Source organism: Pseudooceanicola nanhaiensis DSM 18065, from assembly GCF_000688295.1.
Classification (GTDB): Bacteria; Pseudomonadota; Alphaproteobacteria; order Rhodobacterales; family Rhodobacteraceae; genus Pseudooceanicola; species Pseudooceanicola nanhaiensis.
Map to the genome: position 1 here is coordinate 69,262 of NZ_JHZF01000016.1, position 26,088 is coordinate 95,349.

The 26,088-nt window shown below is 68.0% G+C and carries 22 protein-coding genes; 11 read left to right on the forward strand and 11 right to left on the reverse strand.

Annotation, left to right across the window (positions count from 1 at the left end; translation table 11 throughout):
• Positions 1-80: 80 nt before the first annotated feature.
• A complete protein-coding gene (gene nrdF, locus Q344_RS0119630) occupies positions 81-1,055 on the forward strand; it encodes a class 1b ribonucleoside-diphosphate reductase subunit beta (RefSeq protein WP_028288280.1) in 975 nt (324 codons plus the stop codon).
• Positions 1,056-1,197: 142 nt separating this feature from the next.
• Entirely contained in the window at positions 1,198-1,812 is a 615-nt protein-coding gene (locus Q344_RS0119635; protein WP_028288281.1) for a PAS domain-containing protein, read from the forward strand.
• Positions 1,813-1,822: 10 nt separating this feature from the next.
• On the opposite strand, the gene Q344_RS0119640 is transcribed toward Q344_RS0119635, so the two are convergent.
• Both Q344_RS0119640 and Q344_RS0119645 read right to left on the reverse strand, forming a co-directional pair.
• Positions 1,823-4,393 carry an HWE histidine kinase domain-containing protein gene (locus Q344_RS0119640; protein ID WP_028288282.1) on the reverse strand — a complete coding sequence of 857 codons (2,571 nt, stop codon included), beginning with the start codon at positions 4,391-4,393 and terminating at the stop codon, positions 1,823-1,825.
• Positions 4,390-4,851 (reverse strand): heme oxygenase-like domain-containing protein, encoded by a 462-nt coding sequence (locus tag Q344_RS0119645; RefSeq protein ID WP_156954763.1) that lies wholly within the window; start codon positions 4,849-4,851, stop codon positions 4,390-4,392. The genes Q344_RS0119640 and Q344_RS0119645 overlap by 4 nt, the downstream gene beginning before the upstream one ends.
• A gap of 362 nt (positions 4,852-5,213) precedes the next feature.
• Between Q344_RS0119645 and Q344_RS0119650 the strand changes: the two genes are divergently transcribed.
• Positions 5,214-7,514, forward strand: a complete 2,301-nt coding sequence (locus tag Q344_RS0119650) for an FdhF/YdeP family oxidoreductase (RefSeq protein ID WP_028288284.1) — start codon at positions 5,214-5,216, stop codon at positions 7,512-7,514.
• A 55-nt stretch (positions 7,515-7,569) separates the two neighbouring features.
• Here the strand turns inward: Q344_RS0119650 and Q344_RS0119655 are convergent, their stop codons facing one another.
• Positions 7,570-7,908 (reverse strand): YegP family protein, encoded by a 339-nt coding sequence (locus Q344_RS0119655; RefSeq protein ID WP_028288285.1) that lies wholly within the window; start codon positions 7,906-7,908, stop codon positions 7,570-7,572.
• A gap of 176 nt (positions 7,909-8,084) precedes the next feature.
• Between Q344_RS0119655 and Q344_RS0119660 the strand changes: the two genes are divergently transcribed.
• The 3 genes from Q344_RS0119660 (at position 8,085) to Q344_RS0119670 (ending at position 12,751) form a co-directional block, all read left to right on the forward strand.
• Positions 8,085-8,438: a DUF1428 domain-containing protein gene (locus Q344_RS0119660; protein ID WP_036540085.1), complete on the forward strand. Its 354-nt coding sequence runs from the start codon at positions 8,085-8,087 to the stop codon at positions 8,436-8,438.
• 411 nt (positions 8,439-8,849) lie between these two features.
• On the forward strand, positions 8,850-10,391 hold the full coding sequence (locus Q344_RS24515; RefSeq protein WP_156954764.1) for a sensor histidine kinase: 1,542 nt from the start codon (positions 8,850-8,852) through the stop codon (positions 10,389-10,391).
• Between the two features lie 110 nt (positions 10,392-10,501).
• Positions 10,502-12,751 carry a molybdopterin-dependent oxidoreductase gene (locus Q344_RS0119670; protein WP_028288287.1) on the forward strand — a complete coding sequence of 750 codons (2,250 nt, stop codon included), beginning with the start codon at positions 10,502-10,504 and terminating at the stop codon, positions 12,749-12,751.
• Between the two features lie 53 nt (positions 12,752-12,804).
• Here Q344_RS0119670 and Q344_RS0119675 read toward each other — a convergent pair whose 3' ends face one another.
• The 3 genes from Q344_RS0119675 to Q344_RS0119685 all read right to left on the reverse strand — a co-directional run bounded on the left by Q344_RS0119675 (position 12,805) and on the right by Q344_RS0119685 (position 15,475).
• Positions 12,805-13,281 carry a dihydrofolate reductase gene (locus Q344_RS0119675; protein ID WP_028288288.1) on the reverse strand — a complete coding sequence of 159 codons (477 nt, stop codon included), beginning with the start codon at positions 13,279-13,281 and terminating at the stop codon, positions 12,805-12,807.
• Entirely contained in the window at positions 13,278-14,093 is an 816-nt protein-coding gene (locus tag Q344_RS0119680) for a thymidylate synthase (RefSeq protein WP_028288289.1), read from the reverse strand. The genes Q344_RS0119675 and Q344_RS0119680 overlap by 4 nt, the downstream gene beginning before the upstream one ends.
• A 251-nt stretch (positions 14,094-14,344) precedes the next feature.
• A complete protein-coding gene (locus Q344_RS0119685) occupies positions 14,345-15,475 on the reverse strand; it encodes an NADH:flavin oxidoreductase (RefSeq protein ID WP_036540089.1) in 1,131 nt (376 codons plus the stop codon).
• Positions 15,476-15,999: 524 nt separating this feature from the next.
• Here Q344_RS0119685 and Q344_RS24520 point away from each other — a divergent pair.
• Both Q344_RS24520 and Q344_RS0119695 read left to right on the forward strand, forming a co-directional pair.
• Positions 16,000-18,291: a heavy metal translocating P-type ATPase gene (locus Q344_RS24520; RefSeq protein WP_051630889.1), complete on the forward strand. Its 2,292-nt coding sequence runs from the start codon at positions 16,000-16,002 to the stop codon at positions 18,289-18,291.
• A 12-nt stretch (positions 18,292-18,303) separates the two neighbouring features.
• On the forward strand, positions 18,304-18,771 hold the full coding sequence (locus Q344_RS0119695) for a DUF411 domain-containing protein (protein ID WP_188781530.1): 468 nt from the start codon (positions 18,304-18,306) through the stop codon (positions 18,769-18,771).
• 48 nt (positions 18,772-18,819) lie between these two features.
• Here the strand turns inward: Q344_RS0119695 and Q344_RS0119700 are convergent, their stop codons facing one another.
• The 4 genes from Q344_RS0119700 to Q344_RS0119715 form a co-directional block, all read right to left on the reverse strand.
• Positions 18,820-19,029, reverse strand: coding sequence for a hypothetical protein (locus Q344_RS0119700; protein WP_028288292.1), 210 nt, complete (start codon positions 19,027-19,029; stop codon positions 18,820-18,822).
• Positions 19,030-19,122: 93 nt separating this feature from the next.
• Positions 19,123-19,764, reverse strand: a complete 642-nt coding sequence (locus tag Q344_RS0119705) for a hypothetical protein (RefSeq protein WP_028288293.1) — start codon at positions 19,762-19,764, stop codon at positions 19,123-19,125.
• 22 nt (positions 19,765-19,786) lie between these two features.
• Positions 19,787-20,509, reverse strand: coding sequence for a HupE/UreJ family protein (locus Q344_RS0119710; RefSeq protein WP_028288294.1), 723 nt, complete (start codon positions 20,507-20,509; stop codon positions 19,787-19,789).
• A 57-nt stretch (positions 20,510-20,566) separates the two neighbouring features.
• Positions 20,567-20,938, reverse strand: coding sequence for a hypothetical protein (locus Q344_RS0119715; RefSeq protein ID WP_156954765.1), 372 nt, complete (start codon positions 20,936-20,938; stop codon positions 20,567-20,569).
• Between the two features lie 70 nt (positions 20,939-21,008).
• Between Q344_RS0119715 and Q344_RS0119720 the strand changes: the two genes are divergently transcribed.
• Together Q344_RS0119720 and Q344_RS0119725 are read left to right on the forward strand one after the other, a co-directional pair.
• The gene (locus Q344_RS0119720) at positions 21,009-21,266 is read left to right on the forward strand and encodes a metal-sensing transcriptional repressor (RefSeq protein ID WP_028288296.1); all 258 of its coding nucleotides are present in this window, start codon (positions 21,009-21,011) and stop codon (positions 21,264-21,266) included.
• A gap of 7 nt (positions 21,267-21,273) precedes the next feature.
• Positions 21,274-22,593, forward strand: a complete 1,320-nt coding sequence (locus tag Q344_RS0119725; RefSeq protein ID WP_028288297.1) for an MFS transporter — start codon at positions 21,274-21,276, stop codon at positions 22,591-22,593.
• 333 nt (positions 22,594-22,926) lie between these two features.
• Here Q344_RS0119725 and Q344_RS25260 read toward each other — a convergent pair whose 3' ends face one another.
• Positions 22,927-24,339, reverse strand: coding sequence for a sensor histidine kinase (locus Q344_RS25260; RefSeq protein WP_028288298.1), 1,413 nt, complete (start codon positions 24,337-24,339; stop codon positions 22,927-22,929).
• Positions 24,340-24,669: 330 nt separating this feature from the next.
• Between Q344_RS25260 and merA the strand changes: the two genes are divergently transcribed.
• On the forward strand, positions 24,670-26,085 hold the full coding sequence (merA, locus tag Q344_RS0119735) for a mercury(II) reductase (protein ID WP_028288299.1): 1,416 nt from the start codon (positions 24,670-24,672) through the stop codon (positions 26,083-26,085).
• The last annotated feature ends 3 nt before the right edge of the window (positions 26,086-26,088 follow it).

A 26,088-nucleotide genomic window follows, 5' to 3' on the forward strand; every position in this document is an offset into this window, starting at 1 on the left:
CGTGCAGGCACGCACCCTGCCACCTGCCCGTCGGATGCGTGCCGCTGCACGCACCGCCGCACTCCCGAAGGAGCGTTCCGATGAAAGACCTGACCCAGACCCGCCCCGTCCCGCGCGCCATCAACTGGAACCGGCTCCAGGACGACAAGGACCTCGAGATCTGGAACCGCCTGACGGTGAACTTCTGGCTGCCCGAGAAGGTGCCGCTGTCGAACGACATCCAGAGCTGGTCGCAGCTGACCGAGGACGAGCGCCAGCTGACCATCCGGGTGTTCACCGGGCTGACCCTGCTCGACACGATCCAGAACACCGTCGGCGCGCCCTCGCTGATGCCCGACGCCCAGACCCCGCACGAGGAGGCTGTGCTGACCAACATCGCCTTCATGGAGGCGGTGCATGCGCGGTCCTATTCCTCGGTCTTCTCGACGCTCTGCCAGACCGCCGAGGTCGACGAGGCCTTCCGCTGGTCGGCCGAGAACAGCCACCTGCAGGCCAAGTCGCGGCTGATCCTCGACGAATACGACGCGACCTCGAACCCGCTGCGCAAGAAGATCGCCAGCGTCTTCCTCGAGAGCTTCCTGTTCTACTCGGGCTTCTACCTGCCGATGCACTGGTCCTCGCGCGCGCGCCTGACCAACACCGCCGACCTGATCCGCCTGATCATCCGGGACGAGGCGATCCACGGCTATTACATCGGCTACAAGTTCCAGCGCGCCGCCGAGCGCCTGTCCGAGGCCGAGCGTGCCGAGCTCAAGGATTTCGCCTTCGCGCTGCTGTTCGACCTCTACGACATCGAGGCGCGCTATACGCAGCAGCTCTACGATCCCCTGGGGCTGACCGAGGACGTGAAGCACTTCCTGCATTACAACGCCAACAAGGCGCTTCAGAACCTCGGGTTCGAGGCGCTCTTCCCGGACGAGGCCTGCCGCGTGAACCCGGCGATCATGGCCGCGCTGTCGCCCGACAGCGAGAACCACGATTTCTTCTCGGGCTCGGGCTCCTCCTACGTGATCGGCAAGGCCGTCGCGACCGAAGACGACGACTGGGACTTCTGATCCCGCCGGCGGGACGGGGCGATGCCCCGTCCCGGCAGCCTTTGCGCTGCGATTAACTATTATTAACCAAAATCAGAAAGTCATTAACGCCGGTCGCCGGAAGGGGATACACATCCGGCGCATACCCCAGCCTGTCCCGTTCATGATCCTCGCCGACCCGTCCCTCAAGACCTCTGCCATCGCCAGCCTCGCGGGATACCTCTCGCGGCGGACGAACGTCTGCGTGCAGCTGCTCGACCGGTCCGGCACGATCGTGGCCGTCAGCCGCCACGGTCTGGACCTGCTGGGCCGCGACGCCGACGGCGTCTGCGGCCGGGACTGGGCGGCGCTCTGGGAACCGGCGTCCCGCCTGCGGGCCGAGGCGGCGCTCGCCGCTGCCCTGTCCGGCGAGACCGTCAGCTTTGCCGGGCGCATCGCCGGCGCCGCGGCCGTGGCGGGATGGGAGGTCGAGCTGTTTCCCTCCGACAGCGGAGAGACCGGCGCGGCAAGCGTCGTGGCGATCCTGTCGCCGTCGGAAAGACCCGATCAGGCCGAAGGCGCGCCCATGGACGCGGACCCGGCGGAGGTGCTTCGGGAAACGCTACACACCATCTCGAACCTGGCGACGGCAGCCAGCAGTGCCGCGAACATCCTGCGGCGGGGCGTCAATCCCGACCGCGCCCGCGCGCTTGCCGACCATCTCGAGGAAAGCGGCAGGCGGGCGGCGCGCACGGTGGAAGACCTGCGCCGGCACGTGCCGCCGGACAGGCGCAGCTAGGGACGGCGCCTCACTCGCCCGCCGTCGCCCGCAGGATCGCCGCCGAGAGGGTTTCGACCGTGAAGGGCTTGGGAATGACCGGGGCCGCGGGGAAATGCGCGAGCGAGTCGCCCTGTCCGCCGTAACCGCTGGCGAGGATGAAGGGCACCTTCTGCGCCTCCAGCACCTGCGCGACCGGAAGGCTGGTCTCGGTTCCGAGGTGCACGTCCAGCACAGCGAGGACCAGCTTGTTCGATTCCGCGATCCGCAGCGCCTCGGCCACGGTGGAGGCGGTGTGCACGGTCTTCACCCCGAGATCGCCGAGGATGTCCGCCGCATCCATCGCGATGATCATGTTGTCCTCGACGACCATAGCGACGCCCGAGAGCTTCGAGAGGTTCACCGGCTCGGGCGTCTGGCTCGGGCTCGGGGCCACGGGCGCGGGCTCCGTCTGCACCTTCACGAAGCGTTCGGGCAGAAGGAATTCCGCGCGCATGCCGGTCAGTTCGAAGGTCATCTCGGCATGGCCCTTCAGCTCGAAGGGGATGGATTTCTCGATGATCGTCGTCCCGAAGCCGCGCCGCTCGGGCGGACGGACGGCGGGGCCGCCGGATTCCGACCAGCGGATGCGGAAGAATCCGTCGCGATCCTCTTCGATCTTCACCGCGACGCGGCCCGCGTGGGTCGAGAGGGCGCCGTACTTGACCGAGTTGGTGACCAGTTCGTGGAACACCAGCGCCATGGTCGAGAACGCCTCGGGCGCGAGCAGGATGGTCGGGCCCTCGACCATCACCCGCTCGTCTTCCCCGGCGAGATAGGCCTGAAGCTCGACCTGCAGCAGGTCGCGGAAGGCCACCGGTTTCCATTCGGTCTGGGTGAGCTGGTCATGCGCCTGCGCGAGCGCGTGGATCCGCCCGTCGATCGCGGAGGAGAAATCCTCGATCGTCGTGGCGGACTTGCGCGACTGGGACACCAGCGAGCGGATCAGGCCCAGAACGTTGCGGACCCGGTGGTTGAGCTCGGCGATCAGCAGTTCCTGCTGGTCATGGGCGCGCTTGCGCTCGGCATTGACCTCGTCCGACAGCTTCAGCACCACCTCGAGCAGCGTGACGCGGATCGCCTCGGCCGCGCGCAGCGCGGTCTGCGACCATTGTTCGGAACGGGCGCCGACCTCTTCCTTCCAGATCTCGAAGCTCTTGCGCGGGGTGAGGCGGACGCCGAAGCCGCCGACCTCCACGGGCTTGTGCGGGTTGCCGGCCCAGTTCACCTGCCGGACCACTTCGGTCCGGAACAGCACGATGTAATCGCGCGGCGAGCGCGAGACCGGGATCGCGAGGATACCGGCGCAGCAATCGACCGCATGCGCCATCGAGGGCAGCCGCGAGATCAGGTGGTCGGTCGCATAGACGCGCGAGGCGGCGGCGGTGTTCAGGAACCGCGCGATGGTGTGGAAATCGCTCTCGGAGGGCGCGTTGCCGAGCGTGACGTACTTCCCGTCCGAGAAGAGCGCGATGCCGTCATGCGGGATCACCTTGGCGATCTCGCGCGCGATGCCGGGGAAGCCGCGCACGAGGTCCTCGCCCGAGCTGAGGCTCATCATCAGCCGGTCGTGCAGCCGCTGCGCGCGGCCCGCGGTCTCCGACACGCCTCGTGCCTCCTGCCGTTCCAGCTCGTAGGCGTAGAACTGGGCCAGCAGCTCGATCGCGGTGCGGCGTTCGTAATCGACGTAGAGCGGTTCGCGGTGGTGGCAGGCGAAGAGGCCCCAGAGCTCTCCGTTGATGACGATCGAGACCGACATCGAGGCCCGGACCTTCATGTTCCGCAGGTATTCGAGGTGGATCGGCGACACCGCCCGCGTGACCGCCAGCGACAGGTCGAGCGGCGTGCCCTCGGGGCTGAACTGCGGCTCGATCGGGCAGACCTCGCCGTCGACATCCGAGATCAGGCGCAGAAGGCTCCGCTTGTAGAGCTCGCGCGCCTGCCGGGGGATGTCGGAGGCCGGGAAGTGCAGGCCCAGGTAGCTTTCGCTGTCCGAAGCCGCCTTGGCCTCGGCGATCACGGTGCCGTCTCCCTGGGGGCCGAACTGGTAGACCATGACCCGGTCGAACCCGGTGAGGTCGCGCAGCTGCTGCGCCGCGACCTGGCTGACACCGGTCAGGTCGGTCTCCGCGGCGACCTTGCGCATCATCGGCGTGACGATGGCCAGCTCGTCATGATCCCTGCCGCGCGTCTTGCGCTCGAACTCGAAGACGAAGCTCAGCCCGGACTGGTGGGCGGAAATGTCGAAGAGCCGCCCGTCGCCGAAGAGGTCGAAGCCGAAGAGCCGCATGACGGCGTTCTCGTGCGAGGAGCCGCCGAGCCTCTCGCGCAGCGCTTCGACCGAGCTCGCCGGAAGGAAGCGGACGAGCGGCAGGCCGATCATCTGGTCATGCGCCACGCCCAGAACGTCGCCGGTGTTGACCGAGGCATGCTGCACGATCCAGTCGGCGGAGATGGCGATCAGCGCCCCGAAGGATTGCACGTTGCCGAGAATGTGGATCGGTTCACGGTCGCAATTGGTGAGATCTACCGGCGTGTCGGTGGAAATGAAGGAATCGTTCATACTGTGGCTTGTCGTCTCGCGGATAGCTGGCGGTCCGCCTCGGAGAGGAAGATGTCGAAAGCACGCAGGGCATCCTGGCAAATGCGGGCTGCGCTTTCGGATGAGGGGGGTGTGACCTCGATCCGGCGCAGGAAGGCCTTCCACGCGGCGAGGTCGGGTTCGAGTGAAAACAGGCCGGTGCGCGCATCGGGGGCAATCCGCTTGCGCAGCACCGTCAGGCCGAGTTGGGAGCCCAGCGTGACGTAGGCCACGGCGTCGGGATGGAGCCTGGGGTCATCCCCGGGCGCATCGGGGTCGGAAGGCCCGGAGGCGGAAAGCGCATCGAGCGTGCGGGCGAGCACGGGCGTCGCCTCGGCCGCGCTGCGGTCGCAGGCGCGCGCGATCCGGTCGTAGGCGCGCAGATGGATCAGGTCGAAACACGCCCGGTCGGCAGCATCGCCGAGGTCGAGTTCCATCATTCTGTGGTCAAGCCGCTCGTGGGAAGGAGCCGTCGCGGTCCGCAGGTCCTGTCTGAGTGTCCGGTCGGCAGCGCCCCGGCGTTCTGTCGCCATATCCTGAAAATCGCCCTTTCCGGCATCGTGTCCGCGCAGGATCTGCGGAAGTTTGTCGAAACACTTATTTGGCCGGAAAGGTTCCCGCCGACTAGTGCGAATTTACCTATGTTATCCGGTCGTGTGGTAAAAAAAAGGATGAGCGGCGTCCAGACGCATCGATCCTGCCCCCGCGCACCGCATTCGGCCAAGGGGCGCCGGGGCAGGTTTCGTGGAACCCCCGCCCGCGGGTGCCGTTGGCTGAACAGCCACCGCCGGAGGACCCCGCCATGAGCCGCACGCCCGACACCCCGCATCACGACCCCGCCGGCCAGGACGCCGACACGCCCTTCGACGACAGGCCGGCCGGTGGCTGGGGCTCGCTCAAGGGCGTCTCGCGCTTCATGGCAGAGCCGGGCCGCAAGGCCGAGGCGCTCGAGGTGCTCTCGAAGCTCAACAAGCCGGGCGGGGTGATGTGTACGGCCTGCGCCTGGACCAAGCCGGAGGGGCCGCACAAGTTCGAATTCTGCGAGAGCGGCGCCAAGGCCACCTTCTGGGAGCTGGACGGCAACCGCGCGGATGCGGCCTTCTTCGCGGATCACAGCGTTTCGGATCTGCGGGGCTGGCACGACCACGACCTCGAGAAGGCGGGCCGCCTGACCGAGCCGCTGCTCTACGACGCGGAGAGCGACCGTTACCTGCCCGTCAGCTGGGAGGCGGCCTTCGCCGAGATCGGCGCGGGCCTCAGGGCGGTCGCGCCGGAAGAGGCGGTCTTCTACGCCTCGGGCCACGCGGGGCTGGAGGCCTCGTATCTCTACGCGCTCTTCGCCCGGGCCATGGGGCATCAGAACCTGCCGCAATCCTCGAACATGTGCCACGAAACCACGAGCGTGAACCTCAAGACCTTCATCGGCACCCCGGTCGGAACCTGCACGCTCGAGGATTTCGACCATTGCGACGCGATCTTCTTCTTCGGCCAGAACACCGGGTCGAATTCTCCGCGCTTCCTGCACACGCTGAAGGCCGCGGTGGACCGGGGCTGCCGGATCGTCACCTTCAACCCGGTGCGGGAGCGGGGGCTGATCTCCTTCGCCGATCCGCAGAGCGCGTCGCAGATGACCTTCGGCAAGCCGACGGAGATCTCGGAGAAGTACTTCCAGGTGCGTCCCGGTGGCGACATCGCGGTGATGGCGGGGATGATGAAATGCGTCCTCGCCGCCGAAGAGGCGCGGCCCGGGACGATCGACCACGATTTCATCCGCGACCAGACCACCGGCTATGACGAGATGATCGCCGCGGTGGCGGCGTTCGGCTGGGACGAGATCGAGGCGCAGTCGGGCCTGACCCGGGCGATGATCGAGGACGCCGCCGAGGTCTATCTTTCCGCCGACAGGGTGATCGGCATCTACGGCATGGGGCTGACACAGCACGTCCATGGCTGGCTGAACCTCGGGATGTACTGCAACCTTCTGATGATGCGCGGCAATCTCGGCCGGAAGGGAAGCGGCATCTCGCCCGTCCGGGGCCATTCGAACGTGCAGGGCCAACGGACGGTGGGCGTGGGCGAAAAGAGCGCCCACATGCCCGCGGAAAAGCTCAGGGCGCTTTTCGGGATCGACGCGCCCGAGGCCGAGGGGATGAATGCCGTTCATGCCTGCGAAGCCCTGCTGGAGGGACGCGTGAAGGCGATGATCTCGCTCGGCGGCAACCTCCTGCGCGCCATGCCGGACCGGGAGCGCATCGAGGCGGCCTGGCCCCGGCTCGACCTGTCGGTGAGCATCGCGACCAAGCTCAACCGGTCGCACCTCGCGCCCGGGCGGGTGGCCTATATCCTGCCGTGTCTCGGGCGCACCGACGAGGATGTGCAGGTGACGGGCAGGCAGTCGGTGTCGGTCGAGGATTCGCTCTCCCATATTCACGGCTCGGTCGGGATCGCGAGGCCGCCGAGCGATGCGGTCCGCTCCGAGGTGGCCATCGTCGCGGGCATCGCCGCGGCGACGCTGCCGCCGAACGACCGGCTGCGCTGGCGGGAATGGACCGGGGATTACGGGTTGATCCGAGACCTGATCGCCGAGACCTTCCCCGACGATTTCGCAGATTTCAACGCGAAGCTCTTCCAGCCGGGCGGCTTCTACCGCGGCAACCCGGTGCGCGACCTCGACTGGAAGACCGACAGCGGCAAGGCCCGGTTCACGGTGCCCACGACGCTCTCGGCGCTCGGGCAGGAGCCGGAGGCGGCGGAGCTGATGACGCTGGTGACGCTGCGCTCGAACGACCAGTTCAACACGACCATCTACGGGTTTTCCGACCGGCTGCGCGGGCTGGAGGGGAGCCGCATGATCGTGCTGGTGAACCGGGACGAGATGGCCCGGCTGGGGCTGGCCGAGGGCCAGCTGGTCACGCTGGAATGCGCCGTCGAGGACGGGGGAGAGCGCCGGGTGCCGGGCCTGAAGGTCACGGCCTACGACCTGCCGCCGAAATGCGTGGCGGGCTATTACCCCGAACTCAACCCGCTGGTGCCGCTCGGCTACCACGAGAAGAATTCGCAGACGCCCGCCTACAAGGGCACGCCGGTCCGGATCCTCGCCTGAGCCCCGGGCCGTCCTGGCGGGGCCGCGCTTGCTGCGGCCCCGGTTCGGACCGCGCTCAGGCGGTGGTCATGTCCTCGACCGTCGCCTCGGGCGCGTTCTTCATGACCGAGGCGATCCCGTTGTCGCGCGCGCTGGACGAGCTGTAGGTCTCGCTGGTGCCGATCACCTGGCCGTTCGTGGCCTTCAGGTTGAACATCGGCTTGCCGGACGCGCTGTCCTTGCGCTCGTAACGCTCGTCGACGGCCGAGTTCTTCTTGACGGAATCGATCCCGTTCAGCGCGCTGGCCTTCTGCTTGTAGCCCTCGCTCGCCAGGATGATCTCTCCGTTCCCGGCCTTGAGCCGGAACCGGTATTCGCCGGCCTTGTCGGTGTAGAGTTCGAATTTGCCAGCCATGCTGAGCCCTCTCCTGCATTTGTCCCTGCGTTGTTTATGCCGTCGTAACCGCCCTGTGCCAAGCAAGGATGCACGCCTGCCGGGCCGGGAGGCACGGCGGCGCGGGGTGATACGCCGTGCTCGGTGCCGCGGATTCGGCTATGCTGGGGATGAACTTGCGCGCGAGGAGGGGACCCATGTACGTCGGCGCCTATGTGCTGGCCGTGAAGACGGCCGAGAAGGAGACCTACCTGCGGATCGCGCGGGAGGTGGCCGGGGTCTTCCGCGACTACGGCGCGACCCGGGTGGTCGAATGCTGGGGCGACGAGGTGCCGGAGGGCGAGGTGACGTCCTTCCCGATGGCGGTCGGGCGCGAAGCGGACGAGACGGTGCTCTTCTCGTGGATGGAGTTTCCCGACAAGGCCGCCCACGATGCCTGCATGGAAAAGAGCTTTGCCGATCCCCGGATGCGGATGGACGACGAGATGCCGCGGATCATGGACCCCAGACGCATGATCTTCGGCGGCTTCGACGCGATCCTCGACCTGTGAGCACCGGCGACGCGATCCGGCCGGCGGCGCAGGGCTTCCTCCTCCGGGGCATCGCCGTGTCCCGCGGGCTTCTGTGCCTGCGTCGCGATGCGGTCGTGGCGCGCGGCGCCATGGTCCCTTGGCCTGGGCGCAGCGCGCGCCACCGTCGCGGATTTCCTGCCCCGGCCGGACCACGCGGGCGCGCGGTGGCGGATCGGCGGGCTGACCCTGACGACTTTGCCCTGATCCTGGTCGGCCGGCCCGAACGGAGCGGAAAGTGATGCCATCCTAAGGTATTCCACTACGGCGATGCTTGCAGTGAAGGCGGAATGTTGAGAAGGTGAAACCGCCCGCACCGGCGGGGCCGACCGTCTCCAGACGGCCCACAGAGAGACGTTCCAACTGTTCCGTCAGGTTTCTTCCTTCGACCCCATGAGCTTTCTCGCCGGCTCGAGCGAGATGGCAGAGCGGACCCGCGACTTCAACTGGTCGACCCATCCATTCGGGCCGCCCGAGATATGGCCGCAATCGCTGCGCGCCGCGCTCGGCATCTGCCTCACCTCGGCCTTTCCGACGGCGATCTACTGGGGGCCCGAGTTGCGTCTGCTCTACAACGACGCGTGGTCCTCGATCCCCGGCCCACGCCATCCCGCCGCGCTCGGCGCGCCCGCGCGCGAGGTCTGGGCCGACATCTGGCATGTCATCGAACCGCAGTTCCGCAAGGTGTTCGCCACCGGCGAGGGTCTCTTCGTCGAGGATCAGATGCTGCCCATGCGGCGCTACGGGTTCGAGGAAGAGACCTACTGGAACTACAGCTTCACCCCGATCCGGGGCGAGGACGGGGCGGTGGCCGGGATTTTCAACTCGGGCAGCGAGACGACGGAGCGGGTGCTGCAGCGGCGGCGGGCCGAGTTCCTGCTGACCCTGAGCGACGGATTGCGGCAGTCCGGGGACGAGACCCGGACACTCGCAACGACGATCCGCGAGCTCGGCACCTTCCTGCGTGCGGCGCGTGTGGCCCTCATGTCCCGCACGGGCGAGCGCGGCAGTGCCTTCGCCGCCGTCGACCAGTGGACCGACGGCGTCTTCGGAGCCTTCGACCGTGAGGTGGATGTCGACCAGCTGGGAGACCCCGGCGCGGCGCTGCTCGAGGGCCGGGTGGTCCGGCTCGACAGCGGCACAGGGGAGACCGGCGCCGAAGCGCTGCTCTGCGGGGCCTCGGCCGCCCTGCTGATCCCGTGGATGCACGACGGCCGCCTCGAGAGTGTGCTCGCCATACATTCGACGCGGCCGCGCCGCTGGACCGCCGTGGAGGTCGCGACCGCCGAGGACACGCTCAACCGCGGCCAGACATGGGCCGAGCAGCAGCGCGCGCTGTCGCGCGAGAAGGTGATGCTGCGCGAGATCGACCATCGGGCGCGGAACCTCCTGTCGGTGGTGCGCTCGATCCTGCGGCTGACGCGGGCGGACGATGCGGAAAGCCTGCGCGACAAGGTCTCGGACCGTATCCTCGCCCTGTCCCGGACCCACACCCTGCTGGCCCGCAAGCGCTGGCACGAGGTGACGCTGGAAGATCTGATCACCCAGGAACTGGAACCCTACGGCGCACCGGAAGGGGAGCGGATCGCGGTCTCGGGACCGTCGGTCATCCTCAGCTCGGAGCGGGCCCAGTCCGTGGCGATGGTGCTGCACGAACTGGTGACGAACGCTGCCAAGCACGGCGCGCTCTCCGGGCTCGGCGGCACGCTGGACGTGGCCTGGGAGAAGCTGCCGGGCGGCGTGGTGGGCATCGACTGGCACGAGCGCGTCGATCTCTCCGAAGCCCCCTCGGCGCCCGAACGCGGGACGGGCTTCGGCTCGACCCTGCTGCCGCTGGTGGTGGAGGGGCAACTCGGCGGCACGCTGACGCGGGACTTCGCCGATACCGGGCTGGTCTGCCGGATCACCTTCCCCGCGGCCGAGCCGGTCGAATAGCCGTTCCTGCCCCGCTCTGCCCAGGCTCATGGGCCGTTGTGTCGGGGCATTCCACCCGCGCGGCGGCTGATATAGGCTCCGGCCCGGAACAGCCTTGAAGGAGTCGCGACATGGCGGATGGCAGCGGACGGCAGACCCGGGTCACATCGAGCCACTGGGGGGCCTTCGAGGTCGACACGGAGGGGGACCGCATCGTCGCGACGCGTCCCTTCGCGGCGGACCCGGACCCGCATGACGTGCCCTCCATCGTTCCGGCGGCCGTCCACCACCGCTCCCGCGTGGCCCGGCCCTCGATCCGCAAGGGCTGGCTCGAGACCCGCACCCGCGAGGGGCGGGGCTCGGAGGACTTCGTCGAACTGCCCTGGGACGAAGCGCTCGACATCGCGGCCGAGGAGATCGACCGCATCCGCAAGACCCACGGCAACGAGGCGATCTTCGGCGGCTCCTACGGCTGGTCCTCGGCCGGGCGCTTCCACCACGCCCAGAGCCAGGCACACCGCTTCCTGAACGCTGCGGGGGGCTATGTCGCCTCGTTCGGCAGCTATTCCACCGGCTGCGCGCAGGCGATCATGCCGCATGTCTTCGGGGTCAATTTCATCCAGTTCCTCTACGAGCATCAGGACGGCTGGCCGACGATCCACGACAATGCCGAGACGCTGGTGATGTTCGGGGGCATCAACCCGAAGAACTCGCAGGTCAGCATGGGCGGCGTGACCGAACACGAGACCGCCGGCTGGTTCGAGAAGTTCCGCGCCAAGGGGATGCGGCTGGTCAACATCGGCCCGCAGCGCACCGACGCGCCCGAGGGCTGCGAGTGGCTGCCGATCCGCCCGGGCTCGGACACCGCGCTGATGCTGGCGCTGGCCTACGTGCTGGAGGAGGAGGGGCTGACCGACCACGCCTTCCTCGACCGCTACACCTCCGGGTTCGAGCGGTTCCGCCCCTACCTGATGGGCGAGAGCGACGGCACGCCGAAAACCCCCGAATGGGCCGCGCCGCTCTGCGAGGCCGATCCCGGGACGATCCGCGAGCTTGCCCGCCACATGGCGCGGACGCGGACGATGATTACCCTCGCCTGGTCGCTCCAGCGCGGCGAGCACGGGGAACAGCCCTACTGGATGTCGGTGGTCCTCGCATCGATGCTGGGCCAGATCGGCCTGCCGGGGGCGGGCGTGGGCTATGGCTACGGCGCCATCGGCGGGGTCGGCAAACCGCTCATCGGGCTGAACGGCATGACCCTGCCGCAGGGCGAGAACCCGGTCGGGCGCTTCATCCCGGTGGCCCGGATCGCGGACATGCTCCTGAACCCGGGCGCGGCCTACGATTTCAACGGGCGGCGCGAGGCCTATCCCGATATCCGGCTGGTCTACTGGGCGGGCGGCAACCCGTTCCACCACCACCAGGACCTCAACCGCCTGCACGAGGCGTGGCAGCGGCCCGAGACGATCATCGTCAACGAACCCTGGTGGACCGCCACGGCCAAGCGCGCCGACATCGTCTTCCCGGCCACCACGCCCTACGAGCGGCAGGACATCGGGCGCTCGCCGCTCGACGATTACCTCTTCTACATGCCGGCGCTGATCCCGCCCGTGGGCGAGGCGCGCGACGATTACGACATCTTCGCGGGCCTGTCCGAGCGGATGGGCATTTCCGAGACCTTCACCGAAGGTCGCACGAGCGACGAATGGATCCCGCTGCTCTATGCCCAGTACCGCGAGAACGCGGCGGGCAAGGGGATCGAGGTTCCGACCTTCGAGGACCTGCAGGAGCGGAACTGGATGCGCCTGCCGATCCGCGCCGAGGCGCCGAACCGCACGCTGCTCGCCCCCTTCCGCGAGGACCCGGAGGGCGCACCGCTGCCGACGCCCTCGGGCAAGCTCGAGATCTTCTCCGAGGTGATCGACGGCTTCGGCTACGCCGACTGCCCCGGCCACCCGGTCTGGCTGCCGCCGCAGGAATGGCTGGGCGCGGCCGGAGAGCATCCGCTCCACCTCGTCTCGCCGCAGCCGGGCGACAAGCTGCACAGCCAGCTCGAATGTGCGCTGGCGGATATCGAGGGCGCCCGCCCCGTGGCGCTGGCGATCCACCCCGAGGACGCGGCGGCGCGCGGGATCGCGGACCGCGAGGTCGTGAAGGTCTTCAACAGCCGCGGCGCCTGCCGGGCGCGGGCGGCCCTGACGGGCGACATCCGCAGGGGCGTGGTCGCGATGCCGACCGGCGCCTGGTTCGGCGACCCGGGCGGCAACATCGACCCGGACGGGAACCCGAACGTGCTGACGCTGGACGTCGGGACATCACGGCTGGGGCAGGGCTGCTCGGCGCATTCGGCGCTGGTGGAGGTGGGCAAGCTGGAGGCGTGACGCCTTCGCTTGCCGTCCTGCCGCCACGCCGGGCGCTGCGGGCCGGACCCCGGCTACCGCCGGATCAGCTCTCGCACGGTGCAGCGGACGGACTCGCTCTCCAGCGGCATCTCCGCGAGGCTGCGCCACGCGCTCTCGTCGAAGTCGGGGAAGAAGGCGTCCGCATCCTCGACCTCCAGATCGACCTCGGTGATCAGAAGCCGGTCGGCGATGCCCAGCATCTCGCGGTAGATCCCTTCGCCGCCGATGCCGCTGATCCGCATGTGGCCTGCCGTGCGGGCCAGCTCGATCCCCTGAGGAATCGTGGGCACGACGTGCTCGGCCAGGCCGCTGTCGCGCGAGACCACGATGTTCATCCGGTTCTTCAGCGGCTTGACCGGCAGGCTCTCCCAGGTGTTGCGCCCCATGAGGATCGCGCTGCCCGATGTCTCGCGCTGGAAGAGCTTCAGATCCGCCGGGATGTGCCAGGGGATCCGGTTGCCCTTGCCGATCGCGCCGTTCCGGGCGCGGGCCACGACCAGGGTGATCATACCGCCACCGCCGCCTTGATCGCGGGCGCGGGATCGTAGCCTTCGAATTCGAAATCCTCGTACCGGAAATCGAAGATCGAGGGGACCTGCCGCGCGATGCGCAGCTTTGGCGCGGGCCGCGGCGCACGCGAGAGCTGGGTTTCGACCTGCTCGAGGTGGTTGAGATAGATATGGGCGTCGCCCATCGTGTGAATGAAATCGCCGGGCTCGTGGCCTGTCACATGGGCCAGCATATGCGCCAGCAGCGCGTAGGAGGCGATGTTGAACGGCACGCCGAGGAACATGTCGGCCGAGCGCTGGTACAGCTGCAGATGCAGCTTCCCGTCGAGCAGGCGGACCTGCCAGAGCGTGTGGCAGGGCGGCAGGGCCATCTGGTCCACTTCGCCCGGGTTCCAGGCCGAGACGATCAGCCGCCGTGAATCCGGCGTCCGGGCGATGGCCTCGACGAGGGTGGCGATCTGGTCGACGCTGCCCGCCACCACGCGCCCGTCCTCTTCGCGCAGGACCGGGAACCGCCGCCACTGGGCCCCGTAGACCGGGCCCAGGTCGCCGTTCTCGTCGGCCCATTCATCCCAGATCGAGACGCCGTTCTCCTTCAGGTAGCGGATGTTGGTGTCGCCCGACAGGAACCACAGAAGCTCGTGCACGATGGAGCGGAGATGGAGCTTCTTGGTGGTGACGAGCGGAAATCCCTCGGACAGCGGGTAGCGGCACTGCATCCCGAAATACGAGATCGTTCCGGTCCCCGTCCGGTCCGTGGACCGGGTGCCCTGGTCCCGGACCGTCCTGAGCGCGTCGAGATACGTCTGCATTGCCTTCCCCTCGGCCCCTTCGTTTCACCTGGCCTCACGGCCTTCAGCACCCTCCGGCTGCCAGAGCATATAGAAGGGTTTGGCGGGCGAAGGCTACCGAAGGATCGCGGGAAATGATCACACGGCGCGGTTTCGCGACCGGTTTCGGTACGGGTCGCGCCCCTTGGGCGCCGGATGGATCGGGGCGGCACGCCGGACCGCCCGCGCATGTCGCTGCGCGGGCGTGCCCTGTCCACCGAAGGCGGCGCGGCTCAGACCAGTTCGGCCAGGGCCTTCGCGTCGAACCCGTCCACCGGTTGTCCGGTGCGCACCTTCTCGGGCCAGGCCGGGTCGCTCAGCAGGATGCGGCCGACGGCGATCAGGTCGAATTCGTCGCGCTCCATCCGGGCGGTCAGCTTCTCGATCCCGGCCGCGGGCGCGCTGTCGCCGCGGAAGGCGCGGAAGAAGTCCCCGTCCAGCCCGACCGAGCCCACGCTGACCGTCGGCTTGCCGGTGATCTTCTTGGCCCAGCCCGCGAAGTTCAGGCCGTCCTCGCCGTCCAGCTCGGGGAATTCCGGCTCCCAGAAGCGGCGCTGCGAGCAGTGGAAGACGTCGACGCCCGCCTCGGACAGGGGCTGGAGCCAGTCCGCCATCTCGTCCGGGCTGTGCGCGAGCTTGACCTTGTAATCCTGCTGTTTCCACTGCGACAGGCGCAGGAAGATCGGGAAATCGGCGCTGACGGCCGCGCGCATCGCCTTCACCAGCTCGACCAGCACGCGGGAACGTTCGGGCAGGCTCGGCCCGCCCCAGCGGTCGGTGCGGAGGTTGGTGCCGTCCCACAGGAACTGGTCCAGAAGATAGCCGTGCGCGCCGTGGATTTCGGCCATGTCGAAGCCCAGCCGTTCGGCCTCGGCCCCCGCCTTGGCGAAGGCGTCGATCAGGTCGGCGATGTCCTCCTCGGACATGGTGGCCCCGCGCGGATCCTCGGGCGCGACGATGCCCGAGGGGCTCTCGACCGGCGCCTCGGGCTCCCAGCCGGCGGAGCCGCGGGTGGAGCCGGTGTGCCAGATCTGCGGACCCATCCGGCCGCCCGCCTCGTGGACGGAGTCGATCACCTGCTTCCAGCCGCCGAGCGCGTCGTCCCCATGGAAGAACGGCACATGGGGCAGGTTGCGCGAGGCGGGGCGGTCGACCACGGTCCCTTCGGAGAGGATGAGACCCACGCCGCCCTCGACCCTGCGGCGGTAATACTCCGCGTTCTTCGCGCCGGGCACGCCCTCGGGCGCCATGTTGCGCGTCATCGGCGCCATGACGATCCGGTTCTTCATCTCGAGCGCGCCGACCCGGAACGGGCGGAACAGGGCTTCGGTGCCGGGGGCGGGGGTCGGGTCACTGGGCGACATATCGGTCCTCTGAACTGTTTGGTTCAGTTCACCTAGAGACTCCCGCCGCCGTTGCAAGGCGGCATGGTGCGCATGGCGGATATGTGGCAGGCGAAACGGTGAGCCCGCGGGGGTCACGGCGCGGGGACCCGGCCCGGGATCGGCCCTGACCACGCCGGGCCGTGCCATCGCCGTTTCGTGTCCGCCCGCCGTGAAATCTGGTGCACTCGGTGTTGCCCCTTACTTGGCGTAATAGGACGTGACTGCAGTGTCACCGTAGCATCGGTCGCATTGCTGATGCACTTGCTGCGGACGGACGGGGTAGACCTTTGTGCAGATGCGTGACGCGCCTGAGCCGGCAGGAGTATCGGGCTTCGCGTCACCCGGCCCGAGGGGCGGAAAGAATGACGGTCCGTCTTCCTTCCGGTATCTACACTCAATGCAGGTTCATGCGTCCGCGCGGACAATGAGTTGAGACCCTTGAACCTACAGTCGCTGTAGATCGTATATCGCCATCCGAGCGGGACTCACGACGGAGAAAGATCATGGCCGACCGAAGCGCAGGACAACGCGAATGGCGCGTGACGGGGATGGATTGCGGATCCTGCGCGGCCAAGGTGCGCGGCGCGGTCGAACGTCTTCCGGGTGTCGCGGAGGTGGAGGTTGCGCTGATGGCCGAACGACTGCGGCTGACACTGGACGAAGCGCAGACCTCGCCCGAGGGCGTCGAGAAGGCCGTGCGCGGGGTCGGCTTCGGCATTGCGCCCTGGGGGGCGCGGCCGGAGAAGCCCACGGGGGGCTTCGTGCTGCCGGACGGGGCGTTTCCCGGAGCGGCCGAGCCTTCGGAGGCCGAGAGTGGCACCGAGGCAGCAACGCCACCGTCCGAGGAGGCCACCGCTCCCTCGTGGTATGGAACCGCCAAGGGCCGGCTGGTGCTCGGCACCGGCGCGCTGCTGGGGGTGGCCTGGGCGTCGCGGCTCTTTTTCCCCGCCGAGATCGCCCATTGGGCTTTTGTCCTCGCCACGCTGATCGGCCTCGTCCCCGTGGCGCGGCGTGCGTTCGCCATGGCGCGTGCCCGGATGCCCTTCACCATCGAGATGCTGATGACGATCGCCGCCGGCGGCGCTCTGGTGATCGGCGAGGCGGAGGAAGCCGCGCTGGTCGTCTTCCTCTTCGCCCTGGGCGAGCTGCTGGAAGGCGTCTCGGCGGGCAAGGCACGCGACAGCATCCGGGCGCTTTCGAAACTCGTGCCGAAGACGGCGCGGCTGGAGGTGGGCAGCAGGACACGCGAGGTCTCGGCCGACAGGCTCCAGGTGGGCCAGGTCGTGCAGGTCCGGCCCGGCGACCGCGTGCCCTGCGACGGGGAGGTGATCGACGGCACCTCGGGCGTCGACGAAAGCCCGGTGACCGGCGAGAGCGTCCCGAGCCTCAAGGAGCCGGGCGCCGAGGTCTTCGCCGGGTCGATCAACGCCGAGGCGCTTCTGCGCGTGCGGGTCGCCAAGGCGGCCGAGGACAACACCATCGCCCGCATCATCCGCCTCGTGGAGGAGGCCGAGAGCGCCCGCGCGCCCACCGAGCGCTTCATCGACCGGTTCAGCCGGGTCTACATGCCCGCCGTGGTCGGGGCCGCGCTGCTGGTGGCGGTCATGCCGCCACTGTTCTTCGGGCAGCCCTGGGGCGAATGGGTCTACCGCGCGCTGGCGCTCCTGCTGATCGGGTGCCCCTGTGCGCTGGTGATCTCGGTGCCCGCCTCGATCGCCTCGGCGCTTTCGACCGGGGCCCGCAACGGCCTGCTGATGAAGGGTGGCGCGGTGATCGAGGCCGCGGCCCGCACCACCCATGTCGCCTTCGACAAGACCGGGACACTCACGCATGGCAAGCCGCGCGTGACGGACGTTTCGGTGCTGAGCGGAAGCGTGGACGACCTCATGGCGCTCGCCGCCGGGGTCGAGAGCGGCGCGAGCCACCCTCTCGGACAGGCGATCTGCGCCGAGGCCGAAAGGCGGGGCGTGGACGCGGCGGCGGCGACCGGCGGCCGCGCGCTTCCCGGCAAGGGGGCTGAGGCCTCCATCGACGGCGCGATCGTCAGCGTCGGCTCTCCGCGGCTGGCAAACGAGCGCGGCGCGCTCACGGACGACCTGCGGACCCGCGTGTCGGCGCTGGAAGCCGAGGGCAAGACGGTTGTGATCGTGCTCTGCGATGACGTGCCTCGGGGCCTCATCGCGCTCAGGGACGAGCCGCGCGCCGATGCGGCGGATGCGGTCGCGCAGCTGCGCGACCTTGGCATCTCTTCGATCATGTTGACCGGCGACAATCCACGCACGGCGCTGGCCATCGCTGAGGGGCTCGGGATCGCGCATCGCTCCGAACTCATGCCCGAAGACAAGGTGAAGGCGATCCGCGATCTGACGACGGACGCCCGCGTGATGATGATCGGCGACGGGATCAACGACGCGCCGGCGCTCGCTGCCGCGCATGTGGGCGTCGCCATGGGCTCGGGCACCGACGTGGCGCTCGAGACGGCCGACGCCGCGATCCTGCGCAACCGCGTGACCGATGTGGCGGCCAAGATCCGCCTCGCCCGGGCCACCATGTCGAACATCCGCCAGAACATCGCCATCGCGCTCGGGCTCAAGGCGGTCTTCCTCGTGACCACCGTGCTCGGGATCACCGGCCTCTGGATCGCCATCCTCGCGGATACCGGCGCCACGGTGCTGGTCACGATGAACGCGCTCCGGCTGCTGCTCTTTCGGCCGTCCGGCGCGGGATCCGTGGCAGAACCCACCTCAAGACATACATCTGATGCAACGTCAGAGAGCGCATCCGCGACCAGCTGAAAGGATACACCGATGACCATGACCCGCCGCGCCATGATGGCAGTCACCGCAGGCTTCGCCGCCTCCGCTCCGCTCGCGGGGGCAGCCCAGGGCGGCCCCGCGATCCACGTCCTGAAGGACCCGAATTGCGGATGCTGCACTTCCTGGATCGAGATCCTGCGCGAAGATGGCTTCTCCGTCACGACCGAGCGCAGTCTCGGCACGCTGCTGATGCAGCACAAGCTCGAGAACGGCATCCCGCAAAACATGACGTCGTGCCATACCGGTGAGATCGAGGGCTACATGATCGAAGGACACGTGCCGGCTGCCGACATCCGAAGACTGCTTTCCGAACGCCCGGATGCCGTCGGCCTTGCTGTCCCCGGCATGCCCTACGGCTCGCCCGGCATGGGTCCCGAGGCCGAGCGTGAAGCCTATTACGTCTTCCTGATCCGCAAGGACGGTCGCACCGAGGTGTTCACGAGCTACGCCGCCGCCTGACACCCTGCGCTCCAGGCGACGGGCGGTCCGGGTCGGCGGGCAGGGGCGTCAGGCCTCTGCCGGCTCCGGAGGATCGGCGGGATCGAGCCGCGGGTGGGTCTCCTCGGAGAGCCAGAACAGAAGCCCGCCGGAGAGGAACATGGAGCCTGCGACGAACCAAAAGGCCGGCTCGGCCAGGCCGGTGAGGCTGGCGGCGAGGCCGAGCCCGAGGCCGCCGATCGCATAGCCGAGGTCGCGCCAGAAGCGGTAGATGCCCACACGGGGAGGAGGGGGTGTCCGGAATTTCGCCGCAGGCACTGAGGGCGGGGAGCTGCCATGCGCCGCATTGGGCGCGAATGGCAGCTCCTGACGTCAGCTCGCGTCCTTGAACTCGGCGTATGCGCCGCGGACCCGGAGTGTCACGGTCACCTCTGTGCTGTCGCGGTTGCGCCAGAACCAGCCGTGCTCGCCGTCGAAGTCGGCGACGATCTCGCCTTCGCCTCCGGTCGAGCCGCGGCCCTTCTCGTAGGTGACGGAATCGCCGCCGCCGTGACCGTGCAGGTCGAAGTTCACCCGCCCGCCTTCGACAATCATCAGGTATTCGGCGGTCTGGCCCTCTTCCATCACCAGCTTCCATTCGGCGGAGTCACCAGGTGCCAGCGTGAAGGTGATCTCATCCCGCCACGCTTCGCTCTCTTCGGCCGGTGTGGCCTCCTGAGCGTGAGCGGCGCCCACAAACAGGCCGAAGATATCGTTCAACAGGCTCGACTGCTCGCCTTCGGTCTCCATCATTTGCCGGTCCATCTCGGCCTCTTCGGCAAGCTGGGTCTTGATCTCGCCCATCTCGGTGAGGCCGAGCACGCCGCCGATACGGGTCGGGTCGATGCCGTATTCGGCGGGCAGGACCACGGTGACGAGGATCGCCACGGCCGAGACGCCGGCGATGACGGTGGATCTCAGAAGCTGCGCCGAGCTGGGCAGCTCTTCGAGCGAGGGGCGGTTGGAATTGAACATGTCGTGTCTCCTTGTCTGAGTTTCAGGCGACGAAAAAGCCGGTGATCTGGTAGCCCATGAGGATGAACCCCAGGGACATCATCACCACGTTGGCGGTGTAGGCCTGGCGCAGGAACGCGGGGCTGCGGCGCCAGTAGCCCATGACGATGAGGATCACGGCGAGTGCCATGATCTGGCCGAGCTCGACGCCGACGTTGAAGGCCAGCAGGTTGGGCAGGAGCCCATCCGGGGCGATGTCGTAGTCGAGGATCTTGGTGGCGAGGCCCGTGCCGTGGAAGAAGCCGAAGATCAGGGTCGCGACCTTGGTGTCGGGCTGGAACCCGAACCACCGCTGGTAGGCGCCGAGGTTGTCGAGCGCCTTGTAGACGACCGACAGGCCGATGATGGCGTCGATGACGTAGGCGTTGATGCCCCAGCCGAACCAGACGCCGAGCAGCATCGTGGTCGAGTGGCCGAGGGCGAAGAGGCTCACGTAGATGCCGACGTCCTTCATCTTGTAGAGGAAGAAGACGACGCCGAGCAGGAACAGGATGTGGTCGTATCCGGTCACCATGTGCTTGGCGCCGAGATACATGAAGGGGATGATGTTGACCCCCCAGATTTCCTGGATGTAGCCTGCGTCACCCTCGGTGACGTTATGCGCGGCCGCAGCCGTGGCATGGAGCATCATGGCCGCGAGAGCCGTCAGGATGGCGGCGGCGCGAGAGCTGCGCCATGGCCGGCCATCCGCGAAAGCGGAGTGCATGTGGGTCTCCCTGGATTGTCCGTTGTTGCGCTGTGATCTGCCCGTGACGGGCAAGGCTCATGCGCGTGGCGGACGCTCCAGGCGGAACACGGGGGGGGCCCAGTGGGCCAGGGCATAGCCATGCCAGAGGGCGCGCGTCTCGACCGGCACGGTGTCGCGCCGCGCCGACATCAGCGCGGCATGACTGTGGTCGTGATCGGCGACTTCGTGGCTGTGCCCGTGCATCGCCCAGACCAGGTCTTCCTCCAGTCCGTGGGAGTGGCCATGTTCGGCGATCATCTCCGCATGGTCCTGCAAGGTCTCGATGACCTGCGGCACATGCGACGCGTGCGGTGAGACGGTCCAGAAGGTCAGGGCCAAGCAGATCAGCACGGCGAAGGACGGCGCTCCGATCCGCGTTCCAACCCGCTTTTTGATCGCCTTCTGCACTGCCCTTGTCCCTCGTGATGCGTCTTGGCGGCATCTTGCGGTATCCCCCTCGGGAGGATAGCCATCGCTTATGACAGAACCGCATGTCCACGCAAGTCACCCCAGGGTCGCGTCCCGGCTGAAACGCGCCGAGGGGCATCTCCGTTCGGTCATCGCCATGATCGAGGAGGGTCGGCCCTGCCTCGACGTCGCGCAGCAGTTGCAGGCGGTGGAGCGGGCCGTGCGCAATGCCAAGCAGGCCCTCATCCACGATCATATGGATCATTGCCTCGACGGCGACGATGCCGGCGACCGGAACGAGTTGAAGGCCATCTCCCGCTATCTCTGAGGGGTCCATGCTCGAAATCCTCGCCGACCGCACCTACCGCCACCTGTTCCTGGCCCAGGTGGTCGCTCTTCTCGGCACGGGCCTCGCCACGGTGGCGCTCGGACTCTTGGCCTACGACCTCGCCGGCGACGGCGCGGCGATGGTGCTGGGCACGGTCTTCACGATCAAGATGGTCGCCTATGTCGGGATCGCGCCGGTCGCCGGTGCCTTCGCCGACCGGGTGAACCGCCGTGTTCTGCTGGTCGCGTTGGACGTGATCCGAGCCGGGGCGGCCCTCTGCCTGCCCTTCGTGACAGAGGTCTGGCAGGTCTACGTGCTTATCTTCCTGCTGCAATCGGCCTCGGCCGCCTTCACGCCGACCTTCCAGGCGACCATCCCGGATGTCCTGCCCGAGGAGGCGCGCTACACGCGTGCACTGTCGCTCTCGGGACTGGCCTATGACCTGGAGAACATCGTCAGTCCGACGCTCGCGGCGCTGCTGCTGGCGGTCATGAGCTACAACACCCTGTTCCTTGGCACGGTGGCGGGCTTCGCCGCCTCTGCCCTGTTGGTGGTGTCGGTCCTGCTGCCCAACCCCAGGCCTTCAGAGCCGCGCGGCATCCACGACCGGACAACGCGCGGCATCCGCATCTACCTCGCCACGCCGCGCCTGCGCGGATTGCTGGCGCTGAACCTTGCGGCCGCGTCGGCGGGAGCGATGGTCCTGGTCAACACGGTGGTGCTGGTCCGAGGGTCCCTCGGGCTTCCGGAGAGCGCTCTCGCCTGGACGATGTTCGCCTTCGGGTCCGGGTCCATGCTGGCGGCACTGATCCTGCCGCGCATTCTCGACCGGATCTCCGACAGGCCGGTGATGCTGGCCGGTGCCGTGCTGATGGTGGCCACCCTCTTGGGGCTGGCCGCGAGTGTCGCGCTGTCCGGCCTGGGCTGGCCCCTGCTCCTGGGGGCGTGGCTTCTGGTGGGCCTGGGATATTCGGCGGTGCTCACGCCCTCGGGGCGGCTGCTGCGGCGGTCGTCGCAGCCTGAGGACCGCCCGGCGGTCTTCGCCGCCCAATTCGCCCTGTCCCATGCCTGCTGGCTGGTGACCTACCCGCTGTCCGGCTGGCTCCTGACGCAATTCGGGACGGTTGCGGCCCTGGTCGTGCTTGCGGGGCTCGCAGCCCTCGGCGCGGCAATCGCGCTACGGATCTGGCCAAAAGACGACCCTGAGGTGATGGAGCACACGCACGAGAACCTGCCGCTGGACCACCCGCACCTGAAGGGCCACCGCCGGCACGCGCACAGCTTTGTGGTCGACGACCAGCACCCCCGATGGGCCTCGCAGCTCTGACCAGGCGGCCGGTCTGCACCGCATCCGCGGCGGCATGCCGGGCGAAGCGCAGGCCCGACCGACGATGCCCGCGAGCGGGTCCAGGCATGGCAGCACGACTACATCACCACCGACCTCACTCGGGCCCGGGGAACCCCGACGCGGGCCCGCAGGGTGGTCCACAGGTACAGGCCCCTCGACGCAAGACCTCTCTCCGTGCCGAGCGGAGGTCGCATCACGCCTGCATTGGGTGAGACACGCGACCTGCCCGGGCAGTGTCCTTTCGCGGACAGGTCCCAAATCGGCTTCGACGGGCAAATGACCTCGTCATCCGGGGGGTGAAGGTGGGGCAGCCTACGGTACTTGCTGCGCCGGGATCTTCTCGCGTGCGGGCGCGGAAGACGGCTGCTCGATCGGAAGTTCGAGCCTGTACCGAATACCCGTCCGGTCGAAGCTGAGCTCCGAATGGGCACCGGTTTCCATCGCAACAAGGTCCTCAAGCAGGCGCGAACCGAAACCCTTTCTCGACGCGGGCTTCACGGCCGGACCGCCCGTCTCCCACCAGACGATCTGCAGGCGGTCGGAACCGTTCTCGCTGACGCGGTTCCAGCCCAGTTCGACGCGACCTTCGACACATGACAGCGCACCGTACTTGACCGCATTCGTGGCCAGCTCATGCAAGACCAGTCCGACGATCCGCGCATAGCGCTCTGGCAAGCGGGAAGGAGGTCCGGAGATCCGGATGCTGTCCGGGCGGTCGACGAGATACGGTTTCAGCACCGCCTCGACGAGCCCTTGCAGGTTGGTACTGCTCGAGGATCCGTAAGCGGACATCCCGACGGTCGTCGCCAGCGCGCGCAGCCGCCCTTGGAGAGTGGTCTTGTAACTGGCTGCGTCCCCGGTGGCGCTGGTCTGCGAGACCAGCGAGTTAACCAGGCCAAGCAGGTTTTTGATCCGGTGGTTGAGTTCCTGGATGACGAGTTGCTGAAATTCTTCTTCCCTCGCCTGATCGGTCACGTCCCGGACCAGCCCGGTGCCCCTCACGCCTTCCGGCGTTTTCTGAAGGACCCCGGTGCCTTGCACGCGCATCACCTTCCCGCCCGGGTGAAGAACACGGTAGACGAGATCAAAGGTGCGGCCACTCTCCGCGCAGGCTTCAAGTTCACTGCACACCGCGGCCCGGTCCTCCGGGTGGATATGCCGGCGCCACGCCTCGGCCGTTGTCTCGTGCGGGGTCAGACCCAGTATCTCGCGGCCCCGCGGATCCCACTCGGCAATGTCGGCACCCGTGTCCCAGACCCCCCATCCGAGCCGGGAGGCGTTCGTGGCGAGTGTCAGGGACTCCATCGCGCGCCGCAACTTGTCTTCGCTCTCCCGCTGTTCGGTCACATCCGTGTTGACGCCGACCATCCCGAGGAACTCGCCGGTCTCGGAGAAACGGGGCTCAGCGACGGTCCTCAGGATCCGGTACACGCCATCGGCGCGACGATACCGGGCCTCAACCTGCATCTCGGTCTGGGTCTCCATAGCCTTTCGGAATGGTTCGGCCAGTTGGGCGACGTCTTCGGGATGCAGCGAGTTGGACCAGTCGAAATTGGGAATGTCTTCCAAGGCGACGTCCCAGAACTCTCGCTGCATCCTGTTCAGGAAGATGCATTTGCCCTCGGCGTCACCAAGCCAGAGCATCGCGGGCGCGCCTTCAATCACGGTGCGGTAAATCTGCGGCGAGTTAGCCTCGGCGTGCTTCTCGAATTCCTTCCAGGGCATGCAGACCTCCATTGCTGAAGCTTGGCAAGATCGGACTGTACAAAAGAGCGGCCGGGCGAAACAAGAAGAAGGCAGAGGCATCGCGACATTCCCCGCCAAGGGAAGCCCCTCGTGATCCCGGGCCGACGCTCTCGTCGTATCGGATCGTCTCCGGATTGCAGCCGGTCATCCGGGCGAGATCCGAGCGCTTCAACTCGCTCGCGGGAGCGTGACTGTCGGCCATCGTGTTGTTCCTTGATCCTCGTGCTGCTGCCGGCGCTGGTGGTGTTCATCGGCATAACCCTCTACGCGCTCTGGCGGCGCCAACGCACCGATCGAAGAGAGGCTGACATGGAAAACTGCTGTACCCCCAGGGGCGGGCCCTGCGACCTCGCCGTGATTGGCGCCGGATCGGCCGGGTTTTCGGCCGCCATCACCGCTGCCGAAGCCGGGGTACGGGTGGCCCTGATCGGCGACGGGACCATCGGCGGGACATGCGTCAACCTCGGCTGCGTGCCCTCCAAGACCTTGATCCGCGCGGTGGAGGGCCTGCATCACGCCAGTGCCGCGAATCGGTTCGACGGTATCAAGGCCAGTGCGCGCGTGACCGACTGGGCTGCCATGGTGGCGCAGAAGCAGGCGCTGGTGGAAGAGCTGCGTGCGGCGAAATACGCCGATGTGCTGCCGCGCTACGAGGACATCACCTATGTCGAAGGGCGCGCCCGGTTCGACGACGCCGGTGGATTGACCGTGGACGGAGCCGCCTTCCCGGCGGCGAAGGTGGTCATCGCGACCGGCTCCCGCCCGCATGTGCCGGCGATACCGGGGATCGAGACCGTCGGCGCGCTCGACAGCACTTCGGCGCTGGAGCTGACTGAACTGCCCGCCTCGATGCTGGTGCTGGGTGCGGGCTATATCGGCGTGGAGCTGGCGCAGCTTTTCGCGCGAGCAGGGGTTTCGGTCACGCTGATCAGCCGTCGCGGGGTGCTGCCCGAGGCGGAGCCGGAGGTCTCGGAGGTGCTGGAGCGATACCTCGCCGACGAGGGCATCCGACTGGTGCGGACAGGAGAGTACCGCCGGGTAGAGCAGCAGGAAGACGGCATGGCGCTTCATCTCGCGGAAGGTGGAGTGATTCAGGCCGAGCGGCTCCTGCTTGCCACCGGCCGTGTGCCGAACAGCGATGGTCTGAACCTCGCCGCCGCGGGCATCGAGACAGATGCGCGCGGCGGGATCGTCATCGACACCCATATGCGCACGGCGAACCCCTGGGTCTGGGCCGCCGGCGATGTCACCGGGCGGGACCAATACGTCTACATGGCCGCCTATGGCGCCAAGATCGCCGCCCGGAACGCCGCAGCGGGCGAGACGCGCAGCTACGACAACCGCACGATGCCCTGGGTCGTCTTCTCCGATCCGCAGGTGGCGGGCGTCGGCCTGAGCGAGGCGCAGGCCCGCGCCGCGGGGCGCGAGGTGGTCACTTCGGTCCTGCCGCTCGCCGCCGTCCCGCGCGCGTTGGCGGCCCGAGATACGCGCGGGCTGATCAAGCTGGTGGCGGAGGCGGGCAGCAAGCGGCTGCTCGGGGCGCAGATCCTCGCCCCGGAGGGCGCCGACAGCATCCAGACGGCGGCGATGGCGCTGAAAGCCGGGCTCACCTATGATGAGCTGGGCGACACCATCATGCCCTACCTCACCACCGTCGAGGGGCTGAAGCTCGCCGCCCAGACCTTCGAGAAGGACGTGGCCGCCCTGAGCTGCTGCGCCGGGTAGAGC